This window comes from Streptomyces bohaiensis, assembly GCF_012033785.1.
Classification (GTDB): domain Bacteria; phylum Actinomycetota; class Actinomycetes; order Streptomycetales; family Streptomycetaceae; genus Streptomyces; species Streptomyces bohaiensis.
The window spans coordinates 1-16,815 of the sequence record NZ_JAAVJC010000093.1; the positions used below are offsets into that span (position 1 = coordinate 1).

Consider the following 16,815-nt stretch of genomic DNA (forward strand, 5'->3'; position numbering starts at 1 on the left):
GCGGTGCGGCGGGGGCGGCGGTGCGGCGGCCGGGCGCCGCCGGTTGCGACGGGCGGCGGGGCCGGAGCGGGGCGGGTCAGACGTCCTGGCCGACCTGGCCCCTGCCGCCCAGCCGTTCGGTGCGGTCCACCGCGTCGCGGAACCGCTCGTCGAAGTCCTCGCGGACGAGGACCGCGGCCACGTAGTCCTGGAGGCTCATGCCGCGCAGGGCGGCGTGCCGGGCGAGCCGGTCGATCAGCTGCCCGTCCAGCCGGAGGCTCAACACTCGCGATGTCATGCGTCCACGGTCGGCGCAGTCACCGGGCGGCGAGGACTCTTCACCCCCGACCTCACTCGAACGGGTGAGTCACGGAGGGTGCGCGCGATGTGGGGGTGGTCACGTACCGGGGCGCCTGGGAGAATTGTAGTTCGTTAGGCAAGCTAATGAGATACCCTGGGAAGCATGCCGGAAACACCGGGCGTGAGCCCACAGGACACCGCCGCCGTCAACACACTCCGCGTCGGGGTGATGCGCCTCGCCCGCAGGATCCGGCACCAGCGGGTCGACCGGTCCCTCGGCCTCGCCGAACTCTCCGCCCTCGGCACCCTCCAGCGCTGCGGCGCCATGACGCCCGGGGAGCTGGCCCGCAAGGAGCACGTCCAGCCGCCGTCCATGACGCGCATCGTCGGACAGCTCCAGGAACGCGGACTGGTGCGGCTGGAGCCCCACCCGGAGGACCGCCGGCAGAAGACCGTCACCGCCACCGAGCAGGCCGAGGCGATGCTCCAGGCGAGCCGCAGCCAGAGCAACGCCTGGCTGACGGAGCTGGCGGGCCGGCTCACCGAGGAGGAGTGGGAGACCCTCCGCACCGCAGCCCCCGTCCTGCACAAGCTCGCCCACCTGTAGGAGCACCCGCAGGCACACAGCACCCAGCGCACCCGGCGCCGAGCAACCGGCGCGGAAAGAGAGACCTCTTGAGTCCGGGAACCGGACCCTCGTCCGCCCCCGATCCGAACCAGCACCCGAACCGAAACCCGGCCGACCAGCGCGGCCGTCCCGAAGGAACCGCCGCCGACGCCCCGGCGGCCCGCGCGCCGGAAGCGGGAGCCCCCGCCCCCGGCGCGGCGGCCGCCGCTGCGCCGGACGACGGCCCCTCGGGCGCCGAGGCCGCCGAGCCCACCGACGAGACAGCGGAACGGGCCCGGGAGGCCGCCCACGCCTCCCGTGACCGCGAGGCCGCCGAGACCGCCAAGGTCGGCACCTTCGCCTCCCTCAAGATCCACAACTACCGGATCTTCTTCGCCGGCGCCGTCGTCTCCAACACCGGCACCTGGATGCAGCGCATCGCCCAGGACTGGCTGGTCCACACCCTCACCGGCTCCGCGGCGGCGGTCGGCATGACCATCGCCCTGCAGTTCCTGCCGATGCTGCTCTTCGGCCTCTACGGCGGCGTGCTCGCCGACCGGCTCGACAAGCGCAAGCTGCTGATCTGCACCCAGGCGTCCATGGGCCTCACCGGCCTCGTCCTGGCCGCCCTCACGCTCTCGGGCAACGTCGAGGTCGTCCACGTCTACGCGCTGGCCTTCATCCTCGGCGTCGTCACGGTGCTCGACAACCCGGCCCGGCAGACCTTCGTCTCCGACATGGTCGGCCCCGGCCTGCTGCGGAACGCGGTCTCCCTCAACTCCGCCAACTTCCAGACCGCCCGCATCGTCGGACCGGCCGTCGCCGGTGTCCTGATCGGCGCGGTCGGCAGCGGCTACGCCTTCCTCTTCAACGGGCTCTCCTTCATCGCGCCCGTCGCCGGTCTGCTGCTGATGCGCACCGCGGAGCTGAACTCCGCCGAACGCGCCCCGCGGTCCAAGGGACAGCTCCGGGAGGGGCTGCGCTACGTCGGCAGCCGCCCCGACCTGCTCTGGCCGATCGTGCTGGTGGGGTTCATCGGCTCCTTCGGCTTCAACTTCCCGATCTGGGTCGTCGCCTTCACCGACCGCATCTTCGAGGCGGGCGCCGGAACCTACGGCCTGCTCAACGCGCTGATGGCGGTCGGCTCCCTCACCGGGGCGCTCATCGCGGCACGCTGGGGCGCCAGCCGGACCCGCTGGACCGTCGCCTCGGCCGGCCTGTTCGGCACCCTGCTGATGGTGCTCTCCGGCGCACCGACGCTCTGGGTCTTCGCCGCGCTGCTCGTCCCCACCGGCCTCGTCGGCATGACGTTCATGATCAGCGGCAACACCAGCCTCCAGCTGGCGAGCGACCCCGCCATGCGCGGCCGCGTCATCAGCCTCTACATGATGGTCTTTCTCGGCGGCACCCCGTTCGGCGGCCCGCTCATGGGCTGGCTGACCGACAGCTACGGGCCGCGCGTCGCCCTCGTCCTCGCGGGCGCGATCTGCGCCACCGCCGCACTCGGCGTCGCCATGGCGCTGGGACGCGTGGGCGGGCTCCGGCTCCAGCTCCGGCTGCGGCGCGGCGAACCGCTGATCGCCTTCGTGCCGCGCCGCCCGGCCCCCGGCGGCGAGCCGGCCACGGGCACCGAGCCGGCCACGACTCAGACCCGCCGCGCGAGCAGCATCCCGGGCCACTCCCGGACGGTGAACGGCCCCAGCGGGGTGAACCCCTGCGACCGGTAGTACGCCAGCAACCGGCCGTCGTCCCCCGCGTAGCAGTCGACCCGCAGCAGCCCGACGCCCGCGCGCCGGGTCTCCGCCACCGCGTGGTCGAGCAGCGCCGCGCCCACGCCGCGCCCCGCGAACGCCCGGTCGGTCACCAGCAACCAGACGTACCGCTCCGGTTCGTCCACCGGGTCGATGTAGTGGTGCGGGCCGCAGCCCAGCACCAGCGTCCCCGCCGGGGTCCCGGACCCGTCCGGCTCCGCCACCCAGGTCTCGCCCTCCGTCACCATCTCGGTGACCCGGCGCACCGCGCTCGGGCGGGCCGACCACGGTTCGGTTCCCCACTGCCCCGTCCGTCCGCGCTCCGCCAGCCAGGCGACCGAACTGTCGAGCATCGCCAGCGCCACCGGCACGTCGTCCGGCCCACCGCGTCGAATCCGCATGCCGCGCATCGTAGGCGCGTCCCCGCGGCCGCGGCAGACCGCCGGGCGCCCCCTGGCGCGCGGTCGGCAGGATGCGACCACGCCGCACCACCGCGCCCCCGCACGCGCCATCATGGTGGCGTGATCCTCTTCGCGGCCGTGCTGCCGCCCCCGGCGGTCGTCGCCGAGATCGCCGCCGCCGTCGAGCGGTCGCCCCGCGCCGAACGGCTGCGCTGGTCCGACCCGCGCGACTGGCACCTGACGCTCGCCTACTACGGCCCCACCTCGCCGGAGGCGCTCGGTCCGCTCCGGGAGCGGCTCGCCGCGTCGGCTGCCGCGACCGATCCGTTCGTCCTCGCCCTGCGCGGCGCCGGCCGGTTCGGCGACCGGGTGCTCTGGCTCGGCCTGGGCGCGGGCGAACCGGAGATCACCGCTCTCGCCGCGGCGGCCCGTGCGGTGGGCCCCGGCGTCGCCGCCCACGGCGCCCCGGGCGAGGATCGCCGGTTCACGCCGCACCTCACCCTGGCCCGCGCGGGACGCCCGGCCACACCGCTGGCTCCGCTCGAAGCGGCACTCGCCGACGTGGCGCCGCCGCCGTGGCGCGTCCGGCGCCTGGTGCTGCTCACCGCGCCCCCGCCCGGCACCGCCCCGCAGCCGGGCTCGCCGCGCTACACCGCCCTCGCCTCCTGGCCGCTGGGCGGCCCGGCCACGGCACCGGCCACGCCACCGGGCTGAGCAGGACGCCCCGGCGACCCGTACCCGGCGCCGGGCCCCGGTCACGCAGCGTCCGGGCGGGCACCGGTGAACCACGCCGGCCCCGCCCCGGTTACCTTTGGGGGGTGGATGCCAAGACGAGGACCCGCATCGTGAGCGGCGCCCTGGTGCTGCTCTTCGCCGTCGTCGCCATCGTGGGCGCGCTCGGCGGCCGCTGACCCTCGCGCCGGGCGACCGGGCGGGGTGCGTTCGGTTCCCTCCGCCCCACGGCGCAGGGAACCGAGGCGTCCCCGGACGCCGCTACGCGACCGCGGTCATGCCGCCACCGCGAGGAACCGCATCGGCGCCGCCGGGGTGAACGCGTGGCCGACGTCGCCGACGAGGCCGCCTTCGAGGCCGGTGTCGTGGGCCAGGTCGAGTTTTCGCGCGGGCGCCCCCGGTGAGAGGTCGAGTTCCGCCAGGCGGGCCCAGACGATGTTCGGCCGGGAGGCCGACTCGTACACGTAGATCCCGTTCGTGAGGTCGGCGACCGTGCGCCAGATGGTCTGGGACGCATAGGGCTTGGCCGGGTCGGCGACCCGGAACGGCTGGGCGGCGTTCCGCATGACGCTCAGCAGGGAGGCGACCGCCTCCGTGGTGTCGGCGGGGTGCGGCAGCCGCGTCAGGTAGTAGGCCGCGCGGGCGAACCGGTCCGACGGGTCGGTGCCACCCGGCAGGGGGGTGCTGCCGCCCAGCCCCTCGATCGTGCGCAGGTGCTCCAGCTGCTGGTCGTAGGGGGGCGAGTTGGTGACGACGGTGTGCTCGGGGCCGTGGTGGACCCGCGGTGTCCCGTCCAGGTACTCGACGATCGCCGAGTCTCCCGACCGGTCGTCCAGCGCCATGTGCAGGGTCGTGGCCTTGCCGGTGGACGGGTCGTGCTGCGGGACGATCTGGAGCCGCGCCCCCGTGATCCACTCCACCGCCTCCGCCACCGAGGCGAAGGTGTCGAGCACGTACTGCATCCAGACGGCTGCGCTCAGCGCCGGGCGGGAACGGTCCCGCGCCCCGTAGTCCGACTCCGGAAGAAACAGCTGATGCGCTGCGAGGCCCACCTCGTTGACCCCGTCCACGGTCATCAGGTCGTGCGCCGCGGTGACCAGGCTGCCGAACCGGGACATCCAGGTGATCTCCCCGTCGATCCCGTCGTCCCGGGGCATGCCGCGGGGAAAGGCCCAGAGGTTCGTCCCCATCTCCTCCATCCAGTCCATGTTGCGTCCGACGAGGACGGCATCACCCGCATGGGCCCAGAGCGCTCGCGTGCACATGGCTTCCCCTTCCGTGAGAGGTGCGGCGGTCGAGTGGCCGGTTCACCCCAACCCGTACCGCCCGTGCCCGCACCGACAGGATGACGCCCGGCGACCGGAATCTCCTGTCGGGGAAGGCGGACGGGCACCGCGACTCCACCCGCCGCCTGCTCTTGCCCGACCGGGCCGCACGCAGTTTGCTTGTGGACCATGGAGTACACACAGCTCGGACGTACCGGACTCAAGGTCAGCCGACTCGTCCTCGGCACGATGAACTTCGGCCCGCAGGCGGACGAGGCGACGAGCCACGGCATCATGGACACCGCCCTGGAGGCGGGTCTCAACTTCGTGGACACCGCCAACGTCTACGGCTGGGGCGAGAACAAGGGCCGTACCGAGGAGATCCTCGGTACGTGGTTCGCCCAGGGCGGCGGTCGGCGCGACCGCACGGTCCTGGCGACCAAGGTCTACGGGAACATGGGCGCCGACGGCGAGGCGTGGCCCAACCACGACAAGCTCTCCGCGGTGAACATCCGCCGGGCCGTCGACGCCTCCCTCAAGCGCCTCCAGACCGACCACATCGACGTCTACCAGTTCCACCACGTCGACCGGTCGACGCCGTTCGAGGAGATCTGGCAGGCGGTCGACGTCCTCATCCAGCAGGGGAAGATCCTCTACGCGGGGTCGTCCAACTTCCCCGGCTACAAGATCGCGCAGGCCAACGAGACCGCCGCACGCCAGGGCCGGGTCGGGCTGGTCAGCGAGCAGTGCCTCTACAACCTCGCCGAACGGCGCGCCGAGATGGAGGTCATCCCCGCGGCTCGGGACTACGGGCTCGGGGTGATCCCCTGGTCGCCGCTGCACGGCGGCCTGTTGGGCGGCGTCCTCAAGAAGGAGGCGGTGGAGGGGCGCCGGGCGAGCGGCCGTGCCGCCGAAGCGCTGCGGGACGACGCGACGCGCGGGCAGATCCAGGCCTACGAGGACCTGCTCGACAAGCACGGGCTGGCGCCCGGTGAGACGGCGCTCGCCTGGCTGCTGACGCGGCCCGGGGTGACGGGCCCGATCGTCGGCCCGCGCACCGCGGAGCAGCTGCACGGGGCGCTGCGCGCGCTGGAACTGGAGCTGGACGAGGAGCTCCTGGCCTCGCTGGACGAGATCTTCCCCGGCCCCGGGCCGTCTCCCGAGGCTTTCGCCTGGTGAGGTGAGGACGCGGCTGCTCGGGAGGCGCCGGCCTCCCGAGCGGACCCGACGGCCACCGGCCGCGCGCTCGTGCGCGACCGGGGACGCCGGCAGTCACGGCCCGCCCGGCCCCGACCGACCGGGCCGACCGCCCCCGGTGGCAGTCGGCCCGGCCGGCACCGGGGACGGCCCGCCCGGTGGAGCGGTCAGCGGCTCCCGGCGTGGCGGGCGGCGATGACCGCCGACATCAGGTCGCCGTCGAGGACGGTGGCGTCGGCCAGCCGGGCGGAGCCGGCGTACGCGGCGAAGGCGGACTTGGTGACGCGCAGCGCGGCGGGGGAGCGGCGGACGATCGGCCTCGCCCAGCCTGCGACGGCGTCGTCGAGCTCGGCCTCGGGAACCACGCGGTGCAGCACCGCGATCTCCTGGGCGCGGACGGCGTCGAAGGTCGCCCCGGTCAGCACCAGCTCCCGGACCCGCGCCGGGCCGACCTCGCTGACGAGCCGGGAGAGCGCTCCGCCCCACAACGCGGGCAGCCCGAGCGCGAGTTCGGGGAGGCGGTACCGGGAGGTGTCGGCACCTACCCGGAGGTCGCAGAAGACGGCGAGGCCGAGCCCCGCGCCGATCACGCCGCCCTGGAGGCGGGCGATGGTGACGGCGGGGCAGCCGGCGAGCGCCTCGCAGACGCGCCGGGCCTTGCCGCCCAGCACCCGGATGCCGACCCCGTCGGGGTCGCGCTCCAGCAGCTCCGCGAACTCGCTCCGGTCCCCACCGAGGCAGAAGTCGCCCCCGGAGCCCGACAGCACCAGCACACGGACGCCGGGGTCGTCCGCCACCGCGGTGAGCACGGCGTGCATCTCGTCCAGCATGGTGCCGATGACCGCGTTCCCGGTCTCCGGCATGTCGAGGCACAGCCGCACGATCGGGCCCTCGCGGCTGGTCAGCAGGGTCTTGAAGTCTCCGTACACGCCCTTGGGTCCTCATCAGGTAGCGCTCGCCGGTGCGACGAGGGTTCGGTACACGGTGCGCCGCGGCCCGCAGGGGTCGCGCGGCGTCGCGGGACGTTACCTGGCGGCGCGTGCGGGCGGGCGGGAGTCCCGAGGAGTGACACCGGGTGCACGTCCGGGTGCCCCGGGTCACCGCTCGCGATCTCCTCGGGCGCCGCGGTCCGCGCGGCCGGGCCGCTCCCTGGCCCGCGCGGACCGCCCCCGCGGGAGGAGCGACGCGCGCGGCCGCTGTCAGCCGGTGGCGACCCGCATCCCCGTCAGTCGCCGGAACGCGACGCGCTGGGCGTACTGCGGCGGCGCCGTCACGTGGAGGGCGGGGAAGCGCTCGGCAAGCCCCCGCAGCAGCAGCGTCGCCTCCTGCCGGGCCAGCGCGGCGCCGACGCAGAAGTGCGCGCCGCCGCCGAACGCCAGGTGCAGGCTGATGCGTTCGCCGGTGCGGTGGATGTCGAAGGCGCCCGGGTCCCGGTGGTGGTCCGGGTCGTGGTTGGCGGAACCGATCATCAGGTGGACCAGGGCGTCCTTGGGGATCATCACCCCGCCCAGCTCGGTGTCGCGGGACGCGACCCGGCCGGCCATGTGGATCGGCGGGTCGTAGCGGAGCACCTCCTCCACGGCCGCGGGCGCGAGGTCCGGGTCGGCGACCACGGCGCGCCACTGGTCGCGGTGGCGGTCCAGCAGCTGGACCATGGTCGGCATGAGCGTCGCGGTCGTCTCCACGGAGGCGACGAAGAGGAACATCAGCAGGTAGAAGACGGCGGCGTCGGCCTGCTCCCGGTCCTCCTCCATGGCGTCCCAGGTGCGGAGCCAGCCCGAGATGACGTCGTCGCGGGGGTGGGCGCGGCGGTCGCGGATGACCTCGGTGAAGTAGGCGCGGAGCCCCTCGGCGGCGCGGTCGGCGCCCGCCAGTGCGGTGGCGGTGGGCAGCAGCTCCTGGCAGACGACGTGCTCGTGCGTCAGCCAGAGCAGCTCCGGGTAGTCGGCTCGGGGCAGGTCGAGCCAGCTGCCTATGACCTCGATGGGGAGCTGGTCCCCGACGAGGGAGCCGAAGTCGGCGTCGCCCTCCTCCGCCACCCGGTCCTGCAGGGTGTCGAGCAGCCCGTCGACCGTGCCGGCGACGACGGCATGGAGGTCGGCGAGGGTCGACCGGTCGAAGACGTTGCCGATCGAGCGCCGGTGGCGGGTGTGGTGCGGCGCGTTGAGCCCCTGGAGGGTGCGGCTCAGCTCCTGGTGGGCGAAGCCGTTCCACCGCTCGCTCTCCTGACGGTCCTTCCACGCGCTGTCCGTGGTGCGCCACGTGCGGCCGCGCAGGACGGAGTCCACCAGCGCGTGGCGGGTCACCAGGTGGCCGCCCCAGGGGGTCGGCAGCACCGGGCCCAGCTCGCGCAGGTCCCGGTAGTGGGGGAAGGGGTCGGCCTGGCCCTTGGGGGAGCGCAGACGTGAGAGATGGGAGACGACGGTGCGGGTGCCGACGGCAGTGGTCGGCGCGGCGGGTGCCACGGGGGATTCCTCCAACTCCGATGGTGCATGTGGCGGCGAACCACCGCCGTCCCCCGGTTCGCGGGGGACGGCTCTGGCACGTCGCGCTGGTGATCGGCGGTCGGTCGCGGGAGCAGCGGAGGGGTGCCTCCGGCGGAGCGGCCACTCCGCCCACCCGGCGCTGTCATGTGCCAGTGGCACCCGACAGGGCCGGGCACTGCGCCCACGCGTGGTTCGGCCGGGACTGTCTCTCCGGCCACCCGGAGCGGGCGGTCGTCCAGCGGTCTCGTCCGGGCCCGGGACGGCGGACGGCCGTCCCGCCCGGCACACCGCCGGGCGGGACGGCCGAGCGGGGAGGGACCACCGGCGGGGCGCCGTGGCCCGGCGCCCCGCCCGCGATCCTCAGCCGCGCGTCGCGCGGGCCCCGACAACACTGTCTAGCGCCACCAGTTGAGGAACCCGCTCCACCAGCCGCCGCGGCGGCCGGCGTGCCTGCCCTGGCCGCCGCCGGGGTACTGGGCGGCCTCGGGGGAGGGCCGCCGGGCCGGCGGCAGCGGGGTGAACCGCGCGGGGAGCGTCGCCAGGGCACGGTGGTAGATGCCCGGCCGCCAGGACAGGGACTCCACCGGGACGGCGAGCTCCACGTCCGGGAGCTGGTTCATCAGCTTCTCGATCGCGGTCACCGAGATCAGCTGCGCCGGGTCCTTCGCCGGGCAGGCGTGCGGACCCGCGCTCCACGCCAGGTGCGCGCGCTTGCTGAGCCGCTGCCGCATGGCGGAGAGCGCGGGGTCGGTGTTGGCCGCGGCGAAGCTGATGACCACCGGCTCGCCGGCAGCCAGCGGCACGCCGTCGAGCTCGGTGTCGTGCAGCGGGTAGTGCACCCCGTAGTTGGCCAACGGCGGGTCGTTCCACATGACCTCGTCGAGCGCGTCCTCCACCAGCAGGCCCGCTCCGTGCATCCCGCCGTAGTACCGCTCGTCGGAGAGGATCAGCAGCAGCCCGTTGGCGATGAGGTTGCGCGTCGGCTCCGAGCCGGCGCCGCCCAGCAGCACCAGCTGGTGGATCATCTCCTCGTCGCTGAGGCCCGCGGGGTGGGCCATCAACCACGAGGTCACGTCGGCGCCGGGATGGCGCCGCTTGTGCGCGACGAGCGCCGAGACGCTCTCCAGGATCTCCCGGTTGGAGCGCTCGGGGTCGACCCCGTCGAAGATCCCCGACATGCCGGAGACGAGCTGGTCGCCGATCTCGGCCGGGCAGCCGAAGAGTTCGTTGAAGACCAGCAGCGAGGTCAGCTTGGCGTACTCGTTGAGGAGATCCGCCTCGCCCCGTTCGCCGAACTGCTCCACCAGGTAGCTGGAGACGCGCTCCACATGCCGGGTGAGCAGCAGCGCGTCCACGCGGGACAGGCTGTCGGTGATGGCCTGCCGCAGCCTCAGGTGCTCCGCGCCGTCGGAGAAGAGGCTGTTGGGCCGGTAGGCCATCATCGGTATCGCCGGACTGTCCATGGGGACGCGGCCCTCGTTGAGGGCCCGCCAGCGCCGGGAGTCCTTGCCGAACTCCTTGGGGCTCTGGAGCACCCGCAGCGCGGCGGCGTAGTCCGTGACGAGCTTGGCGCCCACGCCGGGCGCGACCTCGATCGGGGCAGCGGCGCCGTAGTGGCGCAGCTCCTCGTAGAAGCCGTGCGGGTCGGCGGCGAACTCCGGTCCGTACAGCGGCACGGGCACCCCCTCCCCCTGGTGCCCCGGCTGATGTGCCGGGCATCCCGGTGGTGGTGCTGAGGTGTGATCGGTGTGCCGGTCCATGGTGCGGGCTCCTAGCTGGTGCGTGTCCGGAGGTATTTGACGAGGGTGATGAGGGCACCGGCCGAGGACGCCTCGTCGCGCGCGTCGCAGGCCACCACGGGGGTGTCCGGCAACAGGTCCAGCGCCTCGCGCAGTTCGTCGTCCGGCCGCCGCTCGGACTCGTCGAAGTAGTTGACGCCCACCGCGTAGGGGATGCCGTAGCTCTCGACGAGGTCCATGACGGGGAAGGACTCCTCCAGCCGCTGCGGGTCGACGAGCAGCAGCGCGCCGAGCGCGCCGCGTGCCATGTCCTCCCACACCTGCACGAACCGCTGCTGCCCGGGGGTGCCGAACAGGTACAGCACGAGCGTGTCGCTGAGGGTCAGGCGGCCGAAGTCCATGGCGACCGTGGTGGTGGTCTTGCCCTGGACCCCGCGGAGGTCGTCGATGTGGGCGCCGGCCCGGGTCATCGTCTCCTCGGTGCGCAGCGGGGGGATCTCCGACAACGTCCCGATGAAGGTCGTCTTGCCCACGGCGAAGTGGCCCACGACGAGGATCTTGGCGGCGATCCGCACCTGTTCCGAGAGGTAGGTGTGGTCATCCGAAACGAGTCTGGAGTCCATCCAGCACCTCCTGCAGAACCTGGATGTCGGTGAGCTGCGCCGTGGGGACCGGGTTGCGCGTCACGATCTGGCCGTTGCCGGCCAGATCGGAGAGCAGCACCCGGATGACCCCGATGGGCAGTCCGATGTGGCCGGCGATCTCGGCCACCGAGAGGTAGCCGCCGCAGCACAGCTCGACCAGGGCGCGCCGCTCCGGGTCGAGTTGGGCACGGCGGGCACCGCCGTCGGCGGCGGTGACGAGGGTGACCAACTCGAACTCGTCACCCTTGGGCAGTTCTTGGCCATTAGTGATCACATATGGACGCACCAGGTCCACGGATTCGTGTCCCGTGCCGTCCATGGTCATGAGGGAATTCCGGAGCTCTGGCGCGGCGGGCTGGTCATGGCCTTTCCGAGCTGCCCGACCAACTGCTGCATCCGGAAGGTGATGTCGGCCATGTCCACGTCCAGGGAGGCGGAGACGGCCAGATACGCGCCGGCACCGGCGGATATCAGGAACACCCAGCCGCCGTCGAATTCGACCAGCGTCTGACGCCACTTCATGTCCTCGCCGCCGGAGAACCCGGAGAGCGTGCGGCTCAGCGACTGCATACCGCTCATGGCGGCGGCCACGGTGTCCGCGTCGTCCCGGCCCACCTCCCGCGAGCGGGCCATGAGCAGGCCGTCCGCGGAGACCAGCAGCGCGTGGCGGGCCTCCGGGACCTCCAGTGCCCGGTCCAGCATCCACGAAAGATCGTTGTTCACCTGAATTCACGCCCTTCTGGGTCGGTTTCCACTGTGCGACCCGTCCGCGTACCCCGCTGGAACGCGCCCATGATGGAGGCGGTCTCCTCGTTGGAGCGGGGTGCCGCTGCGTCCTGGTCCTGCCCGTGCTGCCCGACGATCGACATCGGGGTGCGGCGCCGCCGCTTGGGGAGCCCACCGCGCGTCGTCGCGCGGGGCTCGCGCCTCTCCTCGCCGTACCCGGCGCCGTAGCCGGCGTCCTGTCCGACGTCGTACCGAGCAGCCGCTCCGGCACCCGGGGGGTCCGGTACCGGGCGGGGGCCGGAGTGCGGAACTGCCCGCGGCATGTGCGCGGCAGCGGAAGGCGCCAGGGGGTCCGGCGCGGCGCCCCCCGGCAACGGTGCGGGCGCGGGGGCGGTCTGGGCGACCGCCGCGGGGCCCACGGGCTGGGGTTCTGGCATGGAGGTGAGCAACTCCTGCGGCAGCAGCACCACGGCGCGGACGCCGCCGTAGGGCGATGCGGTGTCGACGGAGACGGTGAAGCCGTAGCGCGCGGCGAGGACGCCCATGACGGCGAAGCCGAACTGCGGCGGGTTACCCAGGCCGGTGACACCGGAGACCGGGTTGGTGAGAAGGTCGGCGGCCCGCGTCTTCTCCTCCTCGTTCATGCCCACGCCCGCGTCGTCGATGACGATGCAGACGCCCTTGGGCACGGCGCGGATGTTGATGTCGATGGTGGTCTCGGGAGCCGAGTAGCTGGTCGCGTTGTCCAGCAGCTCCGCCAGGGCCAGCGCCACCGGCTCGACGGCCTGGCTGATGACGGCGAACGACGTCTGCGAGTGGATCTCGACGCGGGTGAAGTGCCGCACGCGGCCCTTGGCGCTGCGCACCACGTCGTACACCGAGGCGACCGAGCGGTGGCGTCCGAGCCACCCCTCGCAGAGCACCGCGATGGACTGGGCGCGACGACCGAACTGGGAGTTCATGTGGTCGATGTCCAGGAGGTCCTGGAGAATGTGCTGGTCGCCGTATTTGCGTTGCAGTCCCGAAATGGCGATCTGCTGTTCGTTGGCAAGACCCTGAAGGGTTCTCATCGCCGTTTTCAGGGCGGTTTTCGTGCCGTGCTCGGCGCGGGTTCGCGCTTCTTCCACGGATTCTGCGAAACGCTGTTCCAGAATGTCGTTCCGCTCCGACAGGAGTTCTTTCTCCTGCCGTGCGCGCCGCGTTCTGCGATGGCTGGATACCGCTAGGGCGATGGTCGCGGCAAGACCCGCGACCAGCGCCCAGAACACTGGATCGTCTATGTACGCAGTCATGGAGGCTCTCTAGGAGGATTCCCGTCTGGTGGGGGCGCGGGGGCGCTGCTACGGCGCCGAGGGGCGGCCGGGCCGACCGGGGCTGCCGTGGGCGGCGCCCGCGGGGCGCCCGGACACGGGCGGAGGCGTGGCGGCTCCGCGGGGGCGGCACGCGAGGCGGCGCGGTGCGGCGCCAAGTGGCGGGTCGACCGTGATCGGCCCTGCTGACGGCATAAACAAGCTCCTCGGGGTGACCGGCTTTGTTCCCCCGTCCTCGGCCCGCCGTGCGAGCGGCATGAGCCTAGCACCACGAACGGCTGCGAGGAGCACGGAACCAGGTCTTCTCTTTCCAGTTGACAGCTTCGTCATGCATTAGTTTCAGGAGTGGTGTGCGTCACCCTCCGGGATGCGACGGACGTGTGCAGGCAGTGTTGCGTTACATTCGCGGTTGCATGCAATTGCCCGAAATTCCGCGCGGCGGAAAGTCGCCATGTCTCCACACGGTCCCCCCAGGGCCCCGGCCTCTCCGGCAGCGGGCGGGACCCGTCGGCGCCCCGCCGGGGCGGGTGGCGCCGCCCGCCCGGCCGACGGCGGGTGGCAGGCTGAACCCATGGCTGTGACCTGGAACCGTTGGCGCCGCGCGACGCGGCGCGGTGCGCCCGCCGTCGCGGTGGCCGCGTCGCTGGTGCTCGGCGGGGCGGTGGCGGTGGGCGCGCCCGCCACCACCGCGCGAGCGCAGGAGTCGGGCGCGTACGAGGAGTTCGTGCTGGAGGACCCGCGCATCCTCGAGTCGAGCGGATTGCAGGCGAGCCACCGTCACCCCGGCGTCTACTGGACCCACAACGACAGCGACTACCCGCCCGAGATCTACGGGGTGGACAGCGTGACCGGCCGCACCGTCGCCACCGTGACGCTCCAGGGGGTCGAGTTCCGCGACGTCGAGGCCATCCACCTCGGCCCGGACGGCGACCTCTACGTCGGCGACATCGGCGACAACCTCGACGGCGGCTGGCCGCACGTCTGGATCTACCGGTTCGCCGAACCGGCCGAGCTGGCCGACACCACCCTGACGCCGACCGTCTACACCGTGCAGTACGACGACGGGCCCCGGGACGCCGAGGCGCTGATGGTGGACCCGGTGACCGGACTGGTCCACCTGGCCAGCAAGAAACGGGACGGCTCCGGCGCCGTCTACCGCCAGCCTGATGCGCTGACCACCGAGGGCGTCAACACCTTCACCCGCCTCTTCGACACCGACCTGTGGGTGACCGACGGCGCCTTCTCCCCGGACGGCTCGCGGCTCCTGCTGCGCGGCTACTTCGGCGCGGAGCTCTTCCGCTGGTCCGACGGGGCACCGGACCCGATCGGCCTGGTGCGGGTCCCGCTCCAGCCACAGGGGGAGTCGGTCACCTTCACCCCGGACGGCACCACGCTGATGTTCGGCAGCGAGGGGGAGCGGTCCCGGGTCACCCCCGTGGAACTGGAGGGCGACCAGCGGCCGGACGACGTCATCGCCCGGCAGGAGGCGGCCGACGAGGACGGCTCCGGAGGCCCGGCCGCCGGGGACGCGCCCGGTGGCGTCGCGGAGGACGGCATCCTCGCCGGACTGCTCGGCCGCACGGCGCTCTACGCGGCGATCGCCCTCGCCGGGGTGGTGCTGCTCGGCGCGCTCCTGCGGGCCAGGACCGCCGGCGGCGGGCGCCGCCGGCGCTGACCGTGCGGCACCGGCGGCGTCACGCAGCGGGTGGCTCCGCCGCCGGTCGGTCCGGCGCGGTCGGGGAACGCCGGGCGTCGATGAAGAGCGCGAAACCGTCGAGCAGCGCCCGCAGCCCCAGCTCCATCGCCTCGCGGCCGCCGACGGCGAAGCCGCGCTCGTCCAACACGGCCAGCTGCGGGTACGCGCCACTGGTCACCGCCTCCCGCGCGAGGGGCAGTTGGGCCGCCCAGAACTCCTCGTCGGTGACCCCCGACTCGGCGGGGACCTGCTGCTGGAGGATGTGGGTGCGGGCGCTGCCCGCGACGAAGGCGTCGAGGTTGATCAGCAGGGCGACCCGCTCGCGGTCGGTCAGCCCGAGACCGTCGAGCACCGCCAGCACCCGGTCGGTGGCGGCCAGCGCGTTGGGTCCTAGCACCGGGCGGGACTGGTTCACCCGGAGCAGCCAGGGGTGAGCGAGGTAGTGCTCCCAGTTGTGGTGGGCGGTCCGTTCCAACCCCTCGCGCCACCGGCTCCCCGACGGCAGCTCCTCGTCCACGCGGGCGCCGACGACGTGGTCGAGCATGAGATCGAGCAGCTCGCCCTTGCCGGGGACGTAGCGGTAGAGCGACATGGTCCCGACACCGAGCTCGGCCGCGACGCGGCGCATGGAGAGCGCCGACAGCCCCTCGCGGTCGGTGAGCTCGACGGCGGCGCGCACGATCTCCGTCAGCGTCATGCCGGGGCGGGGCCCGCGCCCGGCGGGCTCCTTGCCGTGCCAGAGCAGTTCCATCGAGCGGCTGATGTTGCCGCTGCCGCTGTGCTCGGTCGTCATGTCGCCGCCTGACCTGGTCGTCGTGGTGCCGAGTGTAAGCCGTCCGACCCCACGTCCCGGTCGGGTCTCCCTGCCCGCGCCCCGGCGGTCGCGCCGGGGCGGGTGGCGGCCGTCACGGCGCCACGTCCGCGGCGAGGGACGCGGCGAGGTCGAGCGCCTCGCGCGCCATGGCCGCGGTGGCCGCGGGGTCGGTCATCATCAACGGCACCGCGCGGCAGCGGATCCCGTGGGTCTCCACCACCGCCACGGCGTCCGCGTCGCGGGTGTCGACGAGCCAGCCGTCGAGCAGCCCCGAGCCGTAGTGTTCCGCCACCGCCGCTGCCGTCGCCTCGACGCCCACCGCCGCGAGCACCTTGTCCGCCATCCCGCGCACGGGCGCGCCGCCGACGATGGGGGAAAGGCCGACGACCGGGACCCCGGCTGCGGCGATGGCCTCCCGGACCCCCGGGACGGCCAGCACCGTGCCGACGCTGACCACCGGGTTGGAGGGCGGGAACAGCACGACGTCCGCCTCGGCGATCGCCTCCAGCACCCCGGGGGCGGGTTTCGCGGTGTCCGCGCCGACCGGCACCACGGCGTGCGCCGTCGGCTCCGCCCGCAGCCGCACCCAGTACTCCTGGAAGTGGACCGCGCGCCGGCTGTCGCCGTCGTCGACCAGCACGTGCGTCTCGACGCGGTCGTCCGTCATCGGCAGCAGCCGGACGCCCGGCTCCCACCGGCGGCACAGTGCCTGCGTGACCTCGCTGAGGGGGTAGCCGGCGGCGAGCATCTGCGTGCGGACGATGTGGGTGGCCATGTCCCGGTCACCCAACCCGAACCACTCGGGCCCCACGCCGTAGGCGGCGAGTTCCTCCTTCACGGTGAAGGTCTCCTCGGCCCTGCCCCAGCCCTGTTCCTCGTGGATGCCACCGCCGAGGGTGTACATCACGGTGTCGAGGTCGGGGCAGACCTTCAGCCCGAAGAGGTGGATGTCGTCGCCGGTGTTGCCGATGACGGTGATCTCCGCCTCCGGCGCGGCCAGTTTGAGACCGCGCAGGAAACGGGCACCGCCCGTGCCGCCGGCCAGAACCACGATGCGCTGCATGTGCCCCAGTGTGTCAGCAGCTGCGCCCCGGACGCCCGGCGGTCCGCGCGGCGGCGCCCGCACCCGGGACCCCCGCCGCGGCGGGCGCCGCGGGCTGCCGCACCG

The 16,815-nt window shown here is 73.4% G+C and carries 17 protein-coding genes; 5 read left to right on the forward strand and 12 right to left on the reverse strand.

The annotated features are described in order from the left end of the window. Positions 1–76 precede the first annotated feature (76 nt). Positions 77–277, reverse strand: a complete 201-nt coding sequence (locus tag HCN52_RS12635; protein ID WP_168088531.1) for a ribbon-helix-helix protein, CopG family — start codon at positions 275–277, stop codon at positions 77–79. A gap of 165 nt (positions 278–442) precedes the next feature. On the opposite strand from HCN52_RS12635, the gene HCN52_RS12640 reads away from it, so the two are divergent. After that, entirely contained in the window at positions 443–886 is a 444-nt protein-coding gene (locus HCN52_RS12640) for a MarR family winged helix-turn-helix transcriptional regulator (RefSeq protein WP_168088532.1), read from the forward strand. A 68-nt stretch (positions 887–954) separates the two neighbouring features. Beyond that, positions 955–2,613: an MFS transporter gene (locus HCN52_RS12645; protein WP_168088533.1), complete on the forward strand. Its 1,659-nt coding sequence runs from the start codon at positions 955–957 to the stop codon at positions 2,611–2,613. Here the strand turns inward: HCN52_RS12645 and HCN52_RS12650 are convergent. Continuing rightward, positions 2,532–3,038 (reverse strand): GNAT family N-acetyltransferase, encoded by a 507-nt coding sequence (locus HCN52_RS12650; protein ID WP_168088534.1) that lies wholly within the window; start codon positions 3,036–3,038, stop codon positions 2,532–2,534. The two genes, HCN52_RS12645 and HCN52_RS12650, sit on opposite strands and share 82 nt — an antisense overlap. Positions 3,039–3,158: 120 nt before the next feature. Here HCN52_RS12650 and thpR point away from each other — a divergent pair, with 120 nt between their 5' ends. Then, the gene (gene thpR / locus HCN52_RS12655; RefSeq protein ID WP_168088535.1) at positions 3,159–3,752 is read left to right on the forward strand and encodes an RNA 2',3'-cyclic phosphodiesterase; all 594 of its coding nucleotides are present in this window, start codon (positions 3,159–3,161) and stop codon (positions 3,750–3,752) included. A 293-nt stretch (positions 3,753–4,045) separates the two neighbouring features. Here the strand turns inward: thpR and HCN52_RS12660 are convergent, their stop codons facing one another. After that, positions 4,046–5,035: a linear amide C-N hydrolase gene (locus HCN52_RS12660; protein WP_168088536.1), complete on the reverse strand. Its 990-nt coding sequence runs from the start codon at positions 5,033–5,035 to the stop codon at positions 4,046–4,048. A 189-nt stretch (positions 5,036–5,224) separates the two neighbouring features. On the opposite strand from HCN52_RS12660, the gene HCN52_RS12665 reads away from it, so the two are divergent. Beyond that, entirely contained in the window at positions 5,225–6,214 is a 990-nt protein-coding gene (locus HCN52_RS12665; RefSeq protein ID WP_168088537.1) for an aldo/keto reductase, read from the forward strand. A 185-nt stretch (positions 6,215–6,399) separates the two neighbouring features. Here the strand turns inward: HCN52_RS12665 and HCN52_RS12670 are convergent, their stop codons facing one another. The 7 genes from HCN52_RS12670 to HCN52_RS12700 all read right to left on the reverse strand — a co-directional run bounded on the left by HCN52_RS12670 (position 6,400) and on the right by HCN52_RS12700 (position 13,119). Next, positions 6,400–7,161 carry an enoyl-CoA hydratase/isomerase family protein gene (locus tag HCN52_RS12670; RefSeq protein ID WP_168088538.1) on the reverse strand — a complete coding sequence of 254 codons (762 nt, stop codon included), beginning with the start codon at positions 7,159–7,161 and terminating at the stop codon, positions 6,400–6,402. A 270-nt stretch (positions 7,162–7,431) separates the two neighbouring features. Continuing rightward, the gene (locus HCN52_RS12675; RefSeq protein WP_168088539.1) at positions 7,432–8,697 is read right to left on the reverse strand and encodes a cytochrome P450; all 1,266 of its coding nucleotides are present in this window, start codon (positions 8,695–8,697) and stop codon (positions 7,432–7,434) included. 416 nt (positions 8,698–9,113) lie between these two features. Beyond that, positions 9,114–10,478 carry a cytochrome P450 gene (locus HCN52_RS12680; RefSeq protein ID WP_168088540.1) on the reverse strand — a complete coding sequence of 455 codons (1,365 nt, stop codon included), beginning with the start codon at positions 10,476–10,478 and terminating at the stop codon, positions 9,114–9,116. An 11-nt stretch (positions 10,479–10,489) separates the two neighbouring features. After that, entirely contained in the window at positions 10,490–11,080 is a 591-nt protein-coding gene (locus HCN52_RS12685; protein WP_168088541.1) for a GTP-binding protein, read from the reverse strand. Then, the gene (locus HCN52_RS12690; RefSeq protein ID WP_376767124.1) at positions 11,055–11,420 is read right to left on the reverse strand and encodes a DUF742 domain-containing protein; all 366 of its coding nucleotides are present in this window, start codon (positions 11,418–11,420) and stop codon (positions 11,055–11,057) included. The genes HCN52_RS12685 and HCN52_RS12690 overlap by 26 nt, the downstream gene beginning before the upstream one ends. 2 nt (positions 11,421–11,422) lie before the next feature. Continuing rightward, positions 11,423–11,824, reverse strand: coding sequence for a roadblock/LC7 domain-containing protein (locus HCN52_RS12695; RefSeq protein ID WP_168088543.1), 402 nt, complete (start codon positions 11,822–11,824; stop codon positions 11,423–11,425). Next, positions 11,821–13,119, reverse strand: a complete 1,299-nt coding sequence (locus HCN52_RS12700; protein WP_245175088.1) for an ATP-binding protein — start codon at positions 13,117–13,119, stop codon at positions 11,821–11,823. Before HCN52_RS12700 ends, HCN52_RS12695 begins: the two co-directional genes overlap by 4 nt. Positions 13,120–13,708: 589 nt before the next feature. Here HCN52_RS12700 and HCN52_RS12705 point away from each other — a divergent pair. Further along, entirely contained in the window at positions 13,709–14,812 is a 1,104-nt protein-coding gene (locus HCN52_RS12705; protein WP_168088544.1) for a YjiK family protein, read from the forward strand. Positions 14,813–14,831: 19 nt separating this feature from the next. On the opposite strand, the gene HCN52_RS12710 is transcribed toward HCN52_RS12705, so the two are convergent. Continuing rightward, entirely contained in the window at positions 14,832–15,626 is a 795-nt protein-coding gene (locus tag HCN52_RS12710) for a TetR/AcrR family transcriptional regulator (protein WP_168088545.1), read from the reverse strand. Positions 15,627–15,738: 112 nt separating this feature from the next. Further along, positions 15,739–16,710 (reverse strand): 2-phospho-L-lactate transferase, encoded by a 972-nt coding sequence (cofD, locus tag HCN52_RS12715; protein WP_168088546.1) that lies wholly within the window; start codon positions 16,708–16,710, stop codon positions 15,739–15,741. Positions 16,711–16,815: the final 105 nt, after the last annotated feature.

Coding starts and splice junctions, on each gene's coding strand:
- HCN52_RS12635 (WP_168088531.1), bottom strand. CDS start 277: ATGACATCGCGAGTGTTGAGCCTCCGGCTGGACGGGCAGCTGATCGAC.
- HCN52_RS12640 (WP_168088532.1), top strand. CDS start 443: ATGCCGGAAACACCGGGCGTGAGCCCACAGGACACCGCCGCCGTCAAC.
- HCN52_RS12650 (WP_168088534.1), bottom strand. CDS start 3,038: ATGCGGATTCGACGCGGTGGGCCGGACGACGTGCCGGTGGCGCTGGCG.
- HCN52_RS12660 (WP_168088536.1), bottom strand. CDS start 5,035: ATGTGCACGCGAGCGCTCTGGGCCCATGCGGGTGATGCCGTCCTCGTC.
- HCN52_RS12665 (WP_168088537.1), top strand. CDS start 5,225: ATGGAGTACACACAGCTCGGACGTACCGGACTCAAGGTCAGCCGACTC.
- HCN52_RS12680 (WP_168088540.1), bottom strand. CDS start 10,478: ATGGACCGGCACACCGATCACACCTCAGCACCACCACCGGGATGCCCG.
- HCN52_RS12685 (WP_168088541.1), bottom strand. CDS start 11,080: ATGGACTCCAGACTCGTTTCGGATGACCACACCTACCTCTCGGAACAG.
- HCN52_RS12690 (WP_376767124.1), bottom strand. CDS start 11,420: ATGGACGGCACGGGACACGAATCCGTGGACCTGGTGCGTCCATATGTG.
- HCN52_RS12700 (WP_245175088.1), bottom strand. CDS start 13,119: ATGACTGCGTACATAGACGATCCAGTGTTCTGGGCGCTGGTCGCGGGT.
- HCN52_RS12705 (WP_168088544.1), top strand. CDS start 13,709: ATGGCTGTGACCTGGAACCGTTGGCGCCGCGCGACGCGGCGCGGTGCG.
- HCN52_RS12710 (WP_168088545.1), bottom strand. CDS start 15,626: ATGACGACCGAGCACAGCGGCAGCGGCAACATCAGCCGCTCGATGGAA.
- cofD (WP_168088546.1), bottom strand. CDS start 16,710: ATGCAGCGCATCGTGGTTCTGGCCGGCGGCACGGGCGGTGCCCGTTTC.